This window comes from Enterobacter sp. CP102, from assembly GCF_025152625.1.
GTDB classification, from domain to species: Bacteria; Pseudomonadota; Gammaproteobacteria; order Enterobacterales; family Enterobacteriaceae; genus Enterobacter; species Enterobacter soli.
Map to the genome: position 1 here is coordinate 2,523,964 of NZ_CP104014.1, position 15,845 is coordinate 2,539,808.

At 53.0% G+C, this 15,845-nt stretch carries 14 protein-coding genes and 1 pseudogene; 11 read left to right on the forward strand and 4 right to left on the reverse strand.

Going from position 1 to position 15,845, the window contains the following annotated elements; all coding sequences use genetic code 11:
- Nucleotides 1-12: 12 nt before the first annotated feature.
- Together N1249_RS11935 and N1249_RS11940 are read right to left on the reverse strand one after the other, a co-directional pair.
- Nucleotides 13-1,422: a PLP-dependent aminotransferase family protein gene (locus tag N1249_RS11935; RefSeq protein ID WP_259829519.1), complete on the reverse strand. Its 1,410-nt coding sequence runs from the start codon at nucleotides 1,420-1,422 to the stop codon at nucleotides 13-15.
- Nucleotides 1,423-1,505: 83 nt separating this feature from the next.
- Entirely contained in the window at nucleotides 1,506-1,694 is a 189-nt protein-coding gene (locus N1249_RS11940) for a hypothetical protein (protein WP_064555888.1), read from the reverse strand.
- Between the two features lie 428 nt (nucleotides 1,695-2,122).
- Here N1249_RS11940 and N1249_RS11945 point away from each other — a divergent pair, with 428 nt between their 5' ends.
- The 4 genes from N1249_RS11945 to hslJ all read left to right on the forward strand — a co-directional run bounded on the left by N1249_RS11945 (nucleotide 2,123) and on the right by hslJ (nucleotide 5,224).
- A complete protein-coding gene (locus N1249_RS11945; RefSeq protein ID WP_217186636.1) occupies nucleotides 2,123-3,520 on the forward strand; it encodes a cytochrome ubiquinol oxidase subunit I in 1,398 nt (465 codons plus the stop codon).
- Complete coding sequence (cydB, locus tag N1249_RS11950) at nucleotides 3,520-4,530, forward strand: cytochrome d ubiquinol oxidase subunit II (RefSeq protein ID WP_259829524.1); 1,011 nt, start codon at nucleotides 3,520-3,522, stop codon at nucleotides 4,528-4,530. Before N1249_RS11945 ends, cydB begins: the two co-directional genes overlap by 1 nt.
- On the forward strand, nucleotides 4,530-4,658 hold the full coding sequence (locus tag N1249_RS11955) for a DUF2474 domain-containing protein (protein ID WP_217186634.1): 129 nt from the start codon (nucleotides 4,530-4,532) through the stop codon (nucleotides 4,656-4,658). Before cydB ends, N1249_RS11955 begins: the two co-directional genes overlap by 1 nt.
- 125 nt (nucleotides 4,659-4,783) lie before the next feature.
- A complete protein-coding gene (gene hslJ / locus N1249_RS11960) occupies nucleotides 4,784-5,224 on the forward strand; it encodes a heat shock protein HslJ (protein ID WP_259829526.1) in 441 nt (146 codons plus the stop codon).
- Here the strand turns inward: hslJ and N1249_RS11965 are convergent, their stop codons facing one another.
- Nucleotides 5,225-5,491: a DUF333 domain-containing protein gene (locus N1249_RS11965; RefSeq protein WP_259829528.1), complete on the reverse strand. Its 267-nt coding sequence runs from the start codon at nucleotides 5,489-5,491 to the stop codon at nucleotides 5,225-5,227.
- 271 nt (nucleotides 5,492-5,762) lie between these two features.
- On the opposite strand from N1249_RS11965, the gene nifJ reads away from it, so the two are divergent.
- The 7 genes and pseudogenes from nifJ (at nucleotide 5,763) to ttcA (ending at nucleotide 14,404) form a co-directional block, all read left to right on the forward strand.
- A complete protein-coding gene (gene nifJ, locus N1249_RS11970; protein WP_259829530.1) occupies nucleotides 5,763-9,287 on the forward strand; it encodes a pyruvate:ferredoxin (flavodoxin) oxidoreductase in 3,525 nt (1,174 codons plus the stop codon).
- 393 nt (nucleotides 9,288-9,680) lie between these two features.
- Nucleotides 9,681-10,790 carry a porin OmpC gene (gene ompC / locus N1249_RS11975; protein WP_259829531.1) on the forward strand — a complete coding sequence of 370 codons (1,110 nt, stop codon included), beginning with the start codon at nucleotides 9,681-9,683 and terminating at the stop codon, nucleotides 10,788-10,790.
- A 205-nt stretch (nucleotides 10,791-10,995) separates the two neighbouring features.
- Complete coding sequence (locus N1249_RS11980) at nucleotides 10,996-11,208, forward strand: KTSC domain-containing protein (protein WP_014070454.1); 213 nt, start codon at nucleotides 10,996-10,998, stop codon at nucleotides 11,206-11,208.
- A gap of 34 nt (nucleotides 11,209-11,242) precedes the next feature.
- Nucleotides 11,243-11,368 (forward strand): hypothetical protein, encoded by a 126-nt coding sequence (locus N1249_RS11985; protein ID WP_259829533.1) that lies wholly within the window; start codon nucleotides 11,243-11,245, stop codon nucleotides 11,366-11,368.
- A gap of 170 nt (nucleotides 11,369-11,538) precedes the next feature.
- The gene (locus tag N1249_RS11990; RefSeq protein WP_259829535.1) at nucleotides 11,539-13,152 is read left to right on the forward strand and encodes a mechanosensitive ion channel family protein; all 1,614 of its coding nucleotides are present in this window, start codon (nucleotides 11,539-11,541) and stop codon (nucleotides 13,150-13,152) included.
- Between the two features lie 76 nt (nucleotides 13,153-13,228).
- Nucleotides 13,229-13,408 (forward strand): annotated as a pseudogene (locus N1249_RS11995) (tyrosine-type recombinase/integrase); the annotation flags it as partial.
- Between the two features lie 60 nt (nucleotides 13,409-13,468).
- Complete coding sequence (gene ttcA / locus N1249_RS12000) at nucleotides 13,469-14,404, forward strand: tRNA 2-thiocytidine(32) synthetase TtcA (RefSeq protein WP_259829537.1); 936 nt, start codon at nucleotides 13,469-13,471, stop codon at nucleotides 14,402-14,404.
- Nucleotides 14,405-14,450: 46 nt separating this feature from the next.
- On the opposite strand, the gene dbpA is transcribed toward ttcA, so the two are convergent.
- Nucleotides 14,451-15,824, reverse strand: a complete 1,374-nt coding sequence (gene dbpA, locus N1249_RS12005; protein ID WP_259829539.1) for an ATP-dependent RNA helicase DbpA — start codon at nucleotides 15,822-15,824, stop codon at nucleotides 14,451-14,453.
- Nucleotides 15,825-15,845: the final 21 nt, after the last annotated feature.

The following is a 15,845-nucleotide window of genomic DNA, read 5'->3' on the forward strand; positions in this document are numbered from 1 at the left end:
TGGCGATAATTATTATTCCATCAGCGCACTTATTAATTTCCCTAACTGACTGACCGCCTGTTCCTCACGCTCGCCCCACGCCCAGGAGGTATTAAAACGGAAGAACGGGGTCCAGGCGTCAGAGGTTGAAAACATTTTGCCCGGCGCGATGCTGATATGGTGCTCCAGCGCTTTTTCGCTCAGCAACCCGGCATCCAGCGGCGCAGGCAGCTCCAGCCATAAGAAGTAGCCGCTGTCGTTATGATGGATTTTCACTCCCGCTGGCATATGGCGCAAAAGCGACTGCCACGCCAGCTGTTTACGTTCGGCCAGGGTGCGCCGCAGGCGGCGAAGATGGGCGTCATAGCGTTTTGTCGCCAGATAATCTACCAGCGCCAGTTGCATGGGTGAACTGGTGGATAGCGTGCTCATCAGCTGTAACTGCTGAATGCGTCGGGCATGTTTCCCGGCGGCCACCCAGCCGATACGAAATCCAGCCACCAGACATTTTGAAAATGACGAGCAGTGCAGCGTCATGTCCTGGGTGTCCCACGCTTTAGCCGGAAGCGGTTTTTCACGGCCAAAATAGAGCTCGCTGTAAACGTCATCTTCAATCAGGGTGACGTTGTGTCGGGTCAGCAGCGCCACTAAATGCGCTTTTTTCTCCGCGCTTAGCGTAAACCCAAGCGGGTTCTGGCTGTTGGTCATCAGCCAGCAGGCTTTGACCGGATACTCGTTCAGCGCATGTTCAAGCGCGTTCAGATCGATCCCTTCGCGGACGTCAGTGGCAATGGACAGCGCTTTTAATTTCAGGCGTTCGAGCGCCTGAAGCGCGCCGTAAAAACAGGGGTTTTCGACAATCACCCAGTCGCCAGGCTCGGTCACCGCCTGCAAACTGAGGTTGAGCGCCTCAAGCGCCCCGGCGGTGATGACAATTTCTTCCGGCGAGATGTTCATCCCCTGCTGAGCATAACGGCGGGCAATGGCATGACGTAAATCGACGTTACCCGGCGGCAGGTTTTCAATCACGCTCATGGCGGTGGCGGTTTTACTGACATTAGCAAGTGAGCGGTTGAGCTGCTGGAGCGGGAAAAGCCGGGGATCAGGAAACGCCGAAGCAAATGGCACCACAGAAGGATCGCGGCTGGCCTGCAACACGTCGAAGATATAGGTGTTGATATCCACCACTTCATCACGCATCACCTGGGCCGGTGGCGAAGGCTGTTGTGTGGTCGGGCGCGAGGCAACGTAATAGCCCGACTGCGGTCTTGCGACAATCCTTCCCTGGCTTTCCAGCATCTGATAGGCATGGCCAACGGTCATGAAACTCATGCCGCTGCTCGCAACCTGCTCACGCAGCGAAGGCAGCTTATCGCCTGGCAGCCATGCGCCAAGCTCAATTTGCGAGATAATTTGTTGCGCCAGACGCTGGTATTTTTTCATCAGATTCTCCTTACTGACCAACAGTGTATATCAGAAGAAGAAAAAGAGAAGATTTTGCTAACTGTTATGGTTTAACGATGTAATTACTTGCGGAACTCAGTCACTGCGCTTTGGGCAAAGCGGGCAGCAGCTAAATGATCGAGCGTAATCATCGACGATTTGCAGAAAATGCATTTCGCACCATGTGGATTTTTTTCCGACACATCAAAAACTGAAGTGCGGTACTGCGAGCCATGGCAGCATGGGCAGCGGAAATGGATATAAGAAGTCATAAGATTCTCCTGTAAACGTAAAAAACGTAAATTGCTAATGGGCCATTCAGGCGATAGTGGTATGAAACAAAACTTATCGGAGTGTAGAAAAAGACCCAAGAGAGGCTGCGGAGAGGCACAACGTGATGAGAACTGCTTTATAAAACTACGTCAGATATTTATTTGAAATCAAAACCAGAGAGACATTAACGCACGTCGATGACCATAAAGCAAGCGAATTAATAAATAAAATGCATAAGAATAATCTTTTTATAATCCATGGAATTATGTCTTTCCAGTTGATACCCCCAGGCAAAACCAGCTATATCAGATGCCGAAAAAACATGCCTTTAGCAAACTGTTATACATAAATTTCATTTTTCTGCGTCTGATACTGCGCTCCGCGACCCCATACCATAACAGCACACCGTTTGACATTGAGGCTGTGCATGTTTGGTTTAGATGCTTTTCATCTTGCGAGGATACAATTCGCGTTTACCGTATCCTTTCACATTATTTTCCCGGCGATCACCATTGGCCTGGCGAGCTACCTTGCCGTGCTGGAAGGGCTGTGGCTGAAAACGAAAAACCCGGTCTGGCGTTCGCTTTACCATTTCTGGTCAAAAATCTTTGCCGTTAACTTTGGCATGGGGGTTGTTTCAGGCCTGGTGATGGCCTACCAGTTCGGCACCAACTGGAGCGGATTCTCCCAGTTCGCCGGGAGTATTACCGGCCCCCTGCTCACCTACGAAGTATTGACCGCATTTTTCCTGGAAGCGGGTTTCCTCGGGGTGATGCTGTTCGGCTGGAACAAAGTTGGGCCGGGGCTGCACTTCTTTTCAACCTGTATGGTGGCGCTCGGCACGATCATCTCAACCTTCTGGATCCTGGCTTCGAACAGCTGGATGCAAACCCCGCAGGGTTATGAAATCGTCAACGGGCAGGTTGTGCCCGTCGACTGGTTTGCGGTGGTGTTTAACCCTTCCTTCCCGTATCGCCTGCTGCACATGTCGATAGCGGCATTCCTGAGCAGCGCGCTCTTTGTCGGCGCGTCTGCGGCCTGGCATCTCCTGCGAGGTAACAATACGCCCGCTATCCGCGCCATGTTCTCGATGGCGCTGTGGATGACCCTGATTGTTGCCCCCATTCAGGCGATGATTGGCGATATGCACGGTCTGAATACCCTTAAACATCAGCCAGCGAAAATCGCCGCTATTGAAGGCCACTGGGAAAACCCGCCTGGCGAGCCGACACCATTATTACTGTTTGGCCTGCCGGATATGGAGCAGGAGCGCACGCGTTTTGGGCTTGAGATCCCGGCCCTGGGCAGCCTGATCCTCACGCACAGCCTGGATAAACAAGTTCCGGCGCTGAAAGAGTTCCCGAAAGAAGATCGCCCTAACGCCACCATCGTGTTCTGGTCTTTCCGCATTATGGCCGGGCTGGGCATGTTGATGCTGCTGCTCGGAGTAGTGGCCGTATGGCTGCGTTACAAAAAGCGCGTTTATTCTTCACGCCCCTTCCTGTGGTTTGCCCTGCTGATGGGACCGTCCGGGCTGATTGCCATTCTGGCTGGCTGGGTGACTACCGAAGTGGGTCGCCAGCCGTGGGTGGTGTACGGATTACAGCGCACAAAAGATGCCGTATCGGCGCATGGCGATTTGCATATGAGCGTCAGTTTGCTGGCGTTCTTTGTGGTCTACACCTCCGTCTTTGGCGTGGGGTACAGCTATATGGTGCGGCTGATTAAGAAAGGCCCTCAGGCGCACGAAACTTTTGCCACAGAATCCGATGGCCGCCCTGCGCGCCCGCTTTCTGCCGTTACTGAACTGAAGGAGAAACCATAATGGGTATCGATCTTTCCGTTATCTGGTTTGTCATCATCGTTTTCGCCACGCTGATGTATATCGTGATGGACGGCTTTGATCTGGGAATTGGCATTCTGTTCCCGGCAACGCAAAACGCCGACGATCGCGATGTGATGGTCAACAGCGTTGCGCCGGTCTGGGATGGCAACGAAACCTGGCTGGTGCTTGGCGGCGCAGCGTTGTTTGGCGCTTTCCCGCTGGCCTATGCGGTGATTATTGATGCCCTGACCATTCCGCTGACATTAATGCTGATCGGACTTATATTCCGCGGCGTTGCCTTTGAGTTTCGTTTTAAGGCCACGCCCGCGCACCGTCCTTTCTGGGATAAAGCCTTTATTGGTGGGTCGATTCTGGCAACCTTCACCCAGGGCGTGACGGTGGGTGCGGTGATCAATGGGTTTTCGGTAACCGGGCGCACTTACACGGGCGGGCCATTCGACTGGTTTACGGCGTTTAATCTGTTCTGCGGCTTGGGTCTGGTGGTGGCGTATGCTCTGCTCGGTTCAACATGGCTGGTGATGAAAAGTGAGAACGCCCTTCAGCAGCAGATGCGCCAGGTGTCAAAGCGCCTGCTGCTGGTGCTGCTGGTGATTATCGCTGTGATCAGTGCCTGGACTCCACTGACGCACTCTGCCATTGCCGCGCGCTGGTTTACGCTGCCGAACCTGTTTTTCCTGCTGCCTGTGCCGGTACTGGTTGTGGTGTTTAGTCTGTTCCAGTGGCGCAGCCTGAATAACCCGGCGAGTCATAATCTGCCGTTTGTTCTGACGCTGGGGCTGATTTTTCTCGGCTTTAGCGGGCTTGGGATCAGCATCTGGCCGCACATTATTCCGCCATCGATTACCCTGTGGCAGGCCGCAGCACCAGCGCAAAGTCAGGGCTTTATGCTGGTGGGGGCGTTGCTGATTATTCCGGTTATTTTGGTCTACACATTCTGGAGCTACTACGTCTTTCGCGGAAAAGTACAGCATGGGGAGGGTTATCACTGATGCAACAACCGGTCTGGAAACGCCTGATGTGGCTAGCTCTCATCTGGGGTGGCAGCGTGCTGGCTCTGGCGGGAGTGAGTATGGTCTTTCGCCTGCTGATGGCTGCCGCGGGATTTAAATCTCACTAACCGACAAACCGGGCTGCATCACGCGGCCCGGTGTCTTCTCGCACTTTCAGATAAACCCCATTAACTCACGCAGGAGTATCGTTACACTGTAATTGATTCACAGAATTTATAGTTTGAGAAGAAATATGAAAAAGCTCGTTGCGTTAAGTTTGTTCAGCCTGGTGCTCGCCGGCTGCGTTAATCCCGGTAAAGCATCCGTTCAGGCAGATCAACTCCAGAACCATCGTTTCATTCTGGAAAATGTAGACGGCAAAGCCGTGGCTACCACCGCAACGCGGCCTGAAATTAGCTTCAGTGGTGCGCAGTCAGATATTAGTCTGATCAAAAACATTACCGTTTCCGGCGTGATGTGTAATCGCTTTAGCGGCGAGGGGAAATTGTCCGAAGGCGAGCTTAAGGTTAAGACGCTGGCCATGACCCGCAAATTATGTACTGAGCCGCAGCTTAACGAGCTGGATCAGGCGATCGGCAATATGCTGCGCAAAGGGGCGCAGGTCGACCTGACTGAAGACCAGTTAACGCTGGCAACGGCGGAGAAAACGCTGACCTTTAAACGGGCAGAGTAATCAGTAGTTTCCGCAGGTTCCTACGGCAAGCGACTGTTCACTGCACCGTTTGCCGTTTGGCAGTGCGCACATCCCGATCACAGAGCCGTCAAGCTGACGGGCAACGGATAGCGAGCCGCCAATCATCGCGCAATTGGCCTGACCTGAGCTGGTCATTGCCGCTTTCATCCCCGGCGTAACGTGTGCGGCAGTCGCTTGCTGCACAGGTTCACTGCTACAGGCCGACAACAATAATGCGGCACACCCCACCCATAATGCTGAACGCATATTTTTTTCCCCATCAACGGTAACGAAACCTAAGCATAATAGGCATCCCACCGCGTTGCGTCGAGAGCCAGAATGCGTATTTATGCACTCTGGAAACAAATGCTCACGTTTTTTTTGCCAAAAAGTTGATCTACTCATTGATGCAGAGAATACCGAGGACACAAAAGCGAAAATCGAAAAACCCGACCTTTGCTAAAATAAGGGAATAATTATCAGGACCCGTAGCGGTTTCACGGGTCCCCTTTTTTGCGCAATGTAAGGGTGTCGTCTTATGCAAACTATTGACGGTAATGGTGCTGTCGCGTCAGTCGCGTTCCGCACCAGCGAAGTTATCGCCATCTACCCAATTACACCAAGTTCAACGATGGCTGAACAGGCCGATGCCTGGGCGGGAAACGGGTTAAAAAACGTCTGGGGCGATGTTCCCAGAGTGGTAGAAATGCAGTCAGAAGCCGGGGCCATCGCTGCCGTGCATGGCGCACTTCAGACCGGCGCCCTGTCTACGTCGTTCACCTCCTCCCAGGGCTTGCTGTTGATGATCCCGACGCTGTATAAGCTGGCAGGACAACTGACTCCCTTTGTATTGCACGTGGCGGCGCGCACCGTTGCCACGCACGCGCTCTCTATTTTTGGCGATCACTCTGACGTCATGGCCGTACGCCAGACCGGCTGCGCCATGCTATGTGCCAGCAGCGTTCAGGAAGCCCAGGACTTCGCGCTGATTTCCCATATCGCCACCCTCAAGAGCCGCGTACCGTTTATTCATTTCTTTGATGGTTTCCGCACCTCGCATGAAATCAACAAAATCGTTCCCCTGGCGGATGACACTATCCTGAACCTGCTGCCGCAGGCAGAGATCGACGCCCATCGCGCCCGCGCCCTGAACCCGGAACATCCGGTTATTCGCGGCACGTCTGCCAACCCGGACACCTACTTCCAGTCACGTGAAGCGACAAACCCGTGGTACAACGCCGTTTACGACCACGTTGAACAGGCGATGAACGACTTTGCCACCGCGACCGGGCGTGAATACAAACCGTTTGAATACTACGGCCACCCGCAGGCAGAACGCGTTATAGTGCTGATGGGGTCGGCAATTGGCACCTGTGAAGAGGTGGTGGACGAACTTCTGACCCGTGGCGAAAAAGTCGGTGTACTGAAGGTACGTCTCTATCGCCCGTTCTCGGCAAAACACCTGCTCTCTGCCCTGCCGGAAAGCGCCCGTAGCGTTGCCGTGCTCGACCGTACCAAAGAGCCTGGCGCACATGCCGAGCCGTTGTATCTGGACGTGATGACCGCCCTGGCGGAAGCCTTCAACAGCGGAGAGCGCGAAACCTTACCGCGTGTCATTGGCGGCCGTTACGGTCTTTCCTCCAAAGAGTTTGGCCCGGACTGCGTGTTCGCGGTGTTTAATGAACTGGCTGAAGCGAAGCCAAAACCGCGCTTTACGGTCGGCATTTATGATGACGTCACCAACCTTTCGCTGGTGTTACCGGAAAACACGCTGCCATCAAAAGCGAAGCTTGAAGCACTGTTCTACGGCTTAGGCAGTGACGGTAGCGTCTCGGCAACCAAGAACAACATTAAGATCATCGGTAACTCGACGCCGTGGTATGCGCAGGGTTATTTCGTGTATGACTCGAAAAAAGCCGGTGGGCTGACCGTTTCTCACCTGCGCGTCAGTGAACACCCGATCCGTTCGGCGTACCTGGTGTCGCAGGCAGATTTTGTCGGCTGCCATCAGTTGCAGTTTATCGATAAATACCAGATGGCCGAACGCCTGAAACCTGGCGGTATTTTCCTGCTTAATACGCCGTACAGCGCAGATGAAGTCTGGTCGCGCCTGCCGCAGGAAGTGCAGGCAGTTCTTAATCAGAAAAAAGCCCGCTTCTTTGTGGTCAACGCGGCCAAAATTGCCCGTGAGTGCGGGCTTGCTGCGCGTATTAACACCGTCATGCAGATGGCCTTCTTCCACCTGACCAACATCCTGCCGGGCGACAGCGCGCTGGCGGAGCTGCAGGGTGCGATTGCCAAAAGCTACAGCAGCAAAGGTCAGGAACTGGTTGAACGTAACTGGCAGGCGCTGGCGCTGGCGCGCGAATCCCTGTTCGAAGTACCTTTACAGCAGGTGAATGCCACCAGCCCGAACCGTCCGCCCGTGGTCTCTGACGCGGCTCCTGACTTCGTTAAAACCGTTACCGCTGCAATGCTGGCTGGCCTGGGTGATGCCCTTCCTGTTTCGGCGTTGCCGCCAGACGGGACCTGGCCGATGGGTACCACCCGCTGGGAAAAACGCAACATTGCCGAAGAGATCCCCATCTGGAAAGAAGAACTGTGTACGCAGTGTAACCACTGCGTTGCTGCCTGTCCGCACTCTGCCATTCGCGCCAAAGTGGTGTCACCGGAAGCGATGGAAAATGCACCGACCAGCCTGCACTCGCTGGATGTAAAATCCCGCGATATGCGCGGGCAGAAATATGTTCTCCAGGTCGCACCGGAAGATTGCACCGGCTGTAACTTGTGCGTGGAAGTTTGCCCGGCGAAAGATCGTCAGGATCCTGAAATTAAAGCCATCAATATGATGTCGCGTCTGGAGCACGTGGAAGAGGAGAAAGTGAATTATGACTTCTTCCTGGATCTGCCAGAAATCGATCGCAGCAAACTGGAACGTATCGACATCCGTACTTCGCAGCTGATCACCCCGCTGTTTGAGTACTCCGGTGCCTGTTCTGGCTGCGGTGAAACACCGTACATCAAACTGCTGACCCAGTTGTACGGTGACCGCATGTTGATTGCCAATGCCACCGGCTGTTCATCTATTTACGGGGGCAACCTGCCATCAACACCGTACACCACTGATGCCAACGGGCGCGGCCCGGCTTGGGCGAACTCCCTGTTTGAAGACAACGCCGAGTTCGGCCTGGGCTTCCGTCTGACGGTCGATCAGCATCGTGCCCGCGTGATGCGCCTGCTGGAGCAGTTTACCGATAAAATACCGGCGGATCTGAACGACGCCCTGCGCGCTGACGCGACGCCAGAAGTGCGCCGCGAGCAGGTGGCGGCGCTGCGTAGTGCGCTCCAGGGCGTTGACGGCGCAGAACAGTTGCTGACCGATGCCGATGCGCTGGTTGAGAAATCTATCTGGCTGATTGGTGGTGACGGCTGGGCTTATGATATTGGCTTCGGCGGCCTGGATCATGTGCTGAGCCTGACCGAAAACGTCAATATTCTGGTGCTTGATACGCAGTGTTATTCCAATACCGGTGGCCAGGCCTCAAAAGCTACCCCGCTGGGTGCGGTCACGAAGTTTGGTGAGCACGGGAAACGCAAAGCGCGTAAAGATCTGGGCGTCAGCATGATGATGTACGGCCATGTCTATGTCGCACAGATTTCGCTGGGGGCTCAGCTTAACCAGACGGTGAAAGCCATTCAGGAAGCGGAGGCCTATCCAGGCCCATCGCTGATTATCGCCTACAGCCCTTGTGAAGAGCATGGTTACGATCTGGCGCTCAGCCACGATCAGATGCGCCAGCTCACCGCCACCGGGTTCTGGCCGCTGTATCGCTTCGATCCGCGTCGTGCTGATGAAGGCAAATTGCCTCTGGCGCTGGATTCGCGTCCACCGTCAGATGCGCTGGCCGAGACATTAATGCAGGAACAGCGTTTCCGTCGCCTGAATGCGCAGCAACCTGAGGTAGCTGAGCAGCTCTGGAAAGATGCGGCCGCCGACCTGCAAAAACGCTATGACTTCCTGGCCCAGATGGCAGGTAAAGCGGAAAAATCCACCAACGAATAATCACTCAAGCCCGGCATGTCCGGGCTTTTTTTTATTCTGAGCAAAAAAATGCCCGATGCATTCGCATCGGGCGTATTCAGTTTATTTCCGAAAACTCTTTATTTAAGTAAAAAGGATTCACCGAAATAATGAATGAATATCTTAAAGGCATATAACAACGTAGAGCCTACCCTCTTTCCCGCCACATTAATAATTTTTATTCCGTATGTTTTACACAGATATATTCATGAGGGTTATCATCATTTCAACTGCATTATTCTGTTGATGTTTTACTTAATTGGTAACAATTATATTTTATAACTCTCATATCGGAGTGATCTAGCATGGGACATCTTTCCAGTCAGGAAAGTTCAATCAGTAATTAAATAAAAACAACTGCAAAGGAATATCACAATGCAAAGAAAAGTACTGGCTCTTATGATTCCGGCCCTGTTAATGGCTGGCGCAGCGAATGCAGCTGAAATTTACAACAAAGATGGCAACAAATTAGATCTGTACGGAAAAGTAGATGGTCTGCACTACTTCTCTGACGATAAAGGCGCTGATGGCGATCAGACCTACATGCGTCTGGGCTTCAAAGGTGAAACCCAGATCAACAACATGATGACCGGCTACGCACAGTGGGAATACAACGTTCAGGCTAACAATACTGAAGGCTCTGACAACCAGTCCTGGACGCGTCTGGCGTTCGCTGGTGTGAAAGTTGGCGATTACGGTTCATTTGACTACGGTCGTAACTACGGCGTGCTGTACGACGTGGAAGGCTGGACCGATATGCTGCCAGAGTTTGGTGGCGACTCTTACACCAAAGCGGACAACTTCATGACTGGCCGTGCTAACGGTGTTGCGACCTACCGTAATACCGACTTCTACGGCCTGGTGCAGGGTCTGAACTTTGCCTTGCAGTACCAGGGCAAAAATGAAAGCGCCAACAACAACCAGGAAGGGACAAACAACGGTCGCGATACGCGTCATGAGAACGGCGACGGTTTCGGTATCTCCACCACCTATGATTTCGGCATGGGCTTCAGCGCCGGTGCAGCTTACGCCTCTTCTGACCGTTCAAACGATCAGGTTCGCTACACAACTGCGGGCGGCGATAAAGCCGATGCCTGGACTGCTGGCCTGAAATATGATGCCAACAATATTTACCTGGCAACTATGTATTCCGAAACCCGTAATATGACCCCATACGGTGACAAAGAATACGCGGTTGCTAACAAAACGCAGAACTTCGAAATCACTGCGCAATACCAGTTTGATTTCGGTCTGCGTCCGGCCATTTCTTACCTGCAATCCAAAGGTAAAGATCTGGCTAATGGCGAAGGTGATAAAGATCTGGTTAAATATGCTGACGTAGGTGCTACCTATTACTTCAACAAAAACATGTCTACCTATGTTGATTATAAAATCAACCTGCTGGACGAAGACGACGCATTCTACAAAAACAACGGTATCGGTACGGATGATATCGTAGCGTTAGGCCTGGTTTACCAGTTCTAATTCTTATGGCCCGCGTGCAAGCGCGGGCTATTAATTTATTACCGAAATCTGTTTAACTGAAATTACACACCCCATCCTCATTACCCTTTCTTATTTCGCCTGATGTCTGATTCTTTGCATAACTGATTTGAATTTACTTATTGCGCCCTGTACCTGTAATGGTGGATGATGAATCTCCCCGTTACGCCGTCAGGGAGAGTCCATCATGAACCACCATCCAGTCAGATCATCACGCATCTCATCGATTGCCTACGACGAAAACAGTGCCACCCTCGAGATACGGTTTCACGATCGCTCTGCTTTCCAGTATCAACGTGTCCCCGCTCGCATTTTTCGGGATTTCCTGAGCGTAGTGTCCAAAGGTCGCTTTTATGACGGCGTCGTTAAAGGTAAGTTTAAAGAGGTCAAAGTATATTGAGCTGGACCTTTCAGCATGAATAAGGACATTCGCATTGTTTAGTCGTATCTCCGTGGTTGTGCTCGCCCTCCTCGCACTGCTGTGGATGGCGTTGATTTTCGATATTGGCGGTATCGTTAGCCATCTTGGCGACTTTCTGAACCATTTAGACAGCTATTAATCCACTCTTACCTCCTCAATCCATTGTTGATGAACATCCCGGCGGTCGTCGCATCGCCTGAGGTGAATGTTGCACAACCGGACAACTGGTCTATGCTCAAAAAGTTCATGCCTGCCGGTTAGCTGGCTGCCTGAAAAATAATGATAATTTCGTGTTATCGGGTGGTAGGTATGAATAAGAGAGTGCTCGCATTTCTGACGTGTGTGGTATCGCTTTTCACCTTCTGTTCTTTTGCGGCAGAACCGCGTCAGGAGCCAACTGACCAGGAGCAAGCCCGCACGGTATATATTTTCCATCATCCCATTGTTATGCTTCAGGCGAAATTCGGGCTCACTACGCCAGAAGAGCGCGTGCTCCGCATCCGCAACACGCTGCGCCATTTCGAACATGCGGATCTTCTCGACCCCCTGAAAATCGTCCCTGTTACCCGCTATAACCAGCCAGGAAGACTGTTCGTGATGAATGGCAAACCTGTCATGCTGCTGACGCAGGCGGATCTGGATGAGGGGGACGATCTGACTCTGGACCAGGCTGCACAACGCGTACTGGTGCGTCTGGAAGCACAACGCACTGCACTGCGCGATCAATTCAATACCGGCTGGCTTGCCCTTTCTGCGGTTAAGACGGTTGCAGGTCTGGCTGTGTTTCTGCTCGTTGGCTATGGCGCGTGGCGCTCGTGGCGCCGGGTGCGACAATATTATCGCCGCCAGATTGCTGAAAACCGGGGCTGGATCCCCAAAAGCTGGCGCCGTTATACGGGGGCAATTGAAGCGCGTCTGTATGGCTTACTGATGATATTGCTGGGGATTGTGGCTTTTTACATCTGGTTAAGCTGGGCACTAAGTTTGTTCCCCTGGACGCGGGTCTGGGCCACGTCGCTGGGTGACTGGTCACTGCGTGTCATCCGCCAGATAGCCCTGTCTATCGTCTCTGCATTGCCTGGCCTGATGATTGTTTTGATTATTTTCATCATCACCGCCTTTATTCTGAAGTTGCTTAAAATGGTGCTCCGCCAGGTTGAAGCTGGTCGTTTACAGTTTCCGGGGCTTCACCCTGAGACCGTCGGGGCGACCCGTAAACTTATCTCCGTAATGGTGTGGTTATTTGCCCTTTCCGCCGCTTACCCTTTCCTGCCCGGCGCAAATTCGCTGGCCTTTAAAGGCATTAGCGTCTTCTTTGGCCTGATGTTAACGCTCGGCTCGGCTGGCGTGATGAATCACGCCATGAGTGGCCTGGTCCTCATTTATTCAAGAGCCCTGAGAAAAGGAGATATCATTCGGGTGGCAGATAACGAAGGCGAAGTCAGCGAAATCGGGATGCTCGCGACGAAAATTATCACGCGCGAAGATTACGTGGTGACGGTGCCCAATGCCGTTGTGGTGAGTGGCAAGATTGTTAACCTCAGTGCGCAAAATAAAGATGGCAGCATCAACTTAACCGTCGGTGTGACAATTGGATACGACACCCCGTGGCGCCAGGTTCACGCCATGCTTGAGCTGGCAGCCAAGCGGGCAAACTGTGTCGACCTCACGCACCCGCCGCTGGTACGCCAGCTGGAACTGATGGACTGGTACATAGCCTACGAGCTCCAGGTGAGATTGTTGCCCGGGCAGTCGCTGGCCATCGCGCGCAATGCGTTGTACAGCAACATTCAGGATGTGTTCAATGAATTCAACGTTCAGATCATGTCGCCGAATTTTGTTATGCAGCCCGAAGGGAACATTATGGTCGCGCAAGAAAACTGGTATGCCGCCCCCGCCGCGCCGCCCACGCGTGAAGGGTAATGCGGCATAGCCAGGAGTATCAAAAAGTACCTTCTGTTTCTGCGCCTGCGCTGCGCAAAGCGCGTTAAAAGCCGACTACGCTTTATCAAGTACCGATGCCAGATCAAACGCCGCTGTAAAACGTGCTGGAATTCGTCGCCGGAATCCGTACCATACGCGACATACTTTTGCCTGCTGGCTTTTATCCGCTGGCGCTAACCCCTCTTTCATTGTGAGCCAGATGGGGCATGACAACGCGCAAATGGTTTATGACGTCTGCAATGCGTAGATTAAAGAATTGAATAAATGCCCTTTTTGGTTCCAAAGGTAGTAATAAATGCAACAAAATCAAGACATTAACAAAAAAGAACAATACAACCTGAACAAATTACAAAAACGTCTTCGCCGTAACGTGGGCGAAGCGATTGCTGACTTCAATATGATTGAAGAAGGCGATCGCATCATGGTCTGTCTCTCCGGGGGGAAAGACAGTTACACCATGCTGGAGATCCTGCGCAACCTTCAGCAGAGCGCACCGGTGAAGTTTTCACTGGTGGCAGTCAACCTCGACCAGAAACAGCCGGGTTTCCCGGAGCATATTCTTCCTGAATATCTGGAGAATCTGGGCGTCGAGTATAAAATCGTCGAAGAAAACACCTACGGTATCGTGAAAGAGAAGATCCCTGAGGGCAAAACCACCTGCTCCCTGTGCTCTCGTCTGCGCCGCGGCATTCTTTACCGTACGGCAACCGAACTGGGCGCAACCAAAATTGCGCTGGGCCATCACCGCGATGACATCCTGCAAACGCTGTTCCTGAACATGTTCTACGGCGGCAAAATGAAAGGGATGCCACCAAAACTGATGAGCGATGACGGAAAGCACATCGTTATCCGCCCTCTCGCATACTGCCGTGAGAAGGACATCGAGCGTTTCTCACAGGCGAAAGGCTTCCCAATCATCCCTTGCAACCTGTGTGGTTCGCAGCCAAACCTGCAACGTCAGGTGATTGGCGACATGCTGCGTGACTGGGACAAACGCTATCCGGGTCGTATCGAAACCATGTTCAGCGCCATGCAGAACGTTGTGCCTTCGCATCTGGCGGACGTAGAGCTGTTTGACTTTAAAGGGATTAACCACGACTCAGAAGTGGTAAACGGCGGCGATCTGGCATTTGATCGTGAAGAGATCCCGATGCAGCCGACTGGCTGGCAACCGGAAGAAGATGACGCCCAGCTCGATGAACTGCGTCTGAACGTCGTTGAAGTGAAGTAATCCGTTAGCGTCCCGAACTGACTTCGGGACGCTACCTTCCTGCCGCTTACTTAAGCAGGCGAACCCGGCAGGCTTTGCCTTTAATTTTACCGTTCTGCAACTGTTTCCAGGCTTTCTGCGCCACCGACTGACGAACAGCAACATAGACATGTGCCGGATGCACGGCAATCTTCCCGATATCTGCCCCGTCCAGACCAATATCCCCGGTCAATGCCCCCAACACATCACCCGGACGCATTTTGGCTTTTTTACCGCCATCAATGCACAGGGTCTCCATTTCGGCGTCCAGCGGCACAACGCTGACATTACCCGGCGCGCTGACCCAGTTCAGCTTCAGCTGCAACATTTCAGACAGAATATTGGCACGCTGTGCCTCTTCCGGTGCGCAGAAACTGATTGCCAGGCCGCTGTTCCCGGCGCGGGCGGTACGTCCGATGCGGTGTACATGCACTTCAGGATCCCAGGCCAGCTCAAAGTTAACTACCAGCTCCAGCGATTTGATATCCAGACCACGTGCCGCAACGTCGGTTGCCACCAGAACGCGCGCACTGCCATTGGCAAAACGGACCAGGGTTTGATCGCGGTCGCGCTGCTCAAGATCGCCATGCAGCGACAACGCACTCTGCCCGGCGGCATTCAGCGCATCGCATACGGACTGACAATCTTTTTTGGTATTACAGAACACCACGCAGGATGCAGGTTTATGCTGGCTCAGCAGCTTTTGCAGCAGCGGGATTTTGCCCTGCTGCGAGGTTTCGAAGAACTGTTGCTCAATGGCAGGCAACGCATCGACGGTATCAATCTCGATGGTTAATGGTTTTTTCTGTACCCGTCCGCTGATTGCCGCAATGGCTTCAGGCCATGTCGCAGAAAACAGCAGCGTCTGACGATCGGCAGGTGCAAAGCGGATAACTTCGTCGATGGCGTCGCTAAAGCCCATATCCAGCATTCGGTCGGCTTCATCCATCACCAGCGTTTGCAGCGCATCAAGGGATACGGTGCCTTTTTGCAGGTGATCCAGTAAACGCCCCGGAGTTGCCACAATAATGTGTGGAGCGTGCTGGAGCGAATCGCGCTGGGCGCCGAATGGCTGTCCACCGCACAGCGTCAGAATTTTGGTATTTGGCTGAAAACGCGCCAGTCGACGCAGCTCACCGGCGACTTGATCCGCCAGTTCACGGGTCGGGCACAGCACTAAAGACTGGGTCTTAAAAAGTGCGACATCTATATGCTGCAACAGCCCAAGACCAAATGCAGCCGTTTTTCCACTGCCCGTTTTTGCCTGTACGCGTACATCACGGCCTTCAAGAATGGCGGGCAGCGCAGCCGCCTGAACAGGGGTCATAGTGAGGTAACCCAACTCGTTAAGGTTATCGAGTTGGGCAGCAGGCAGAACATTCAGGGTAGAAAATGCGGTCACAATATACTCTCGCGGTCATCT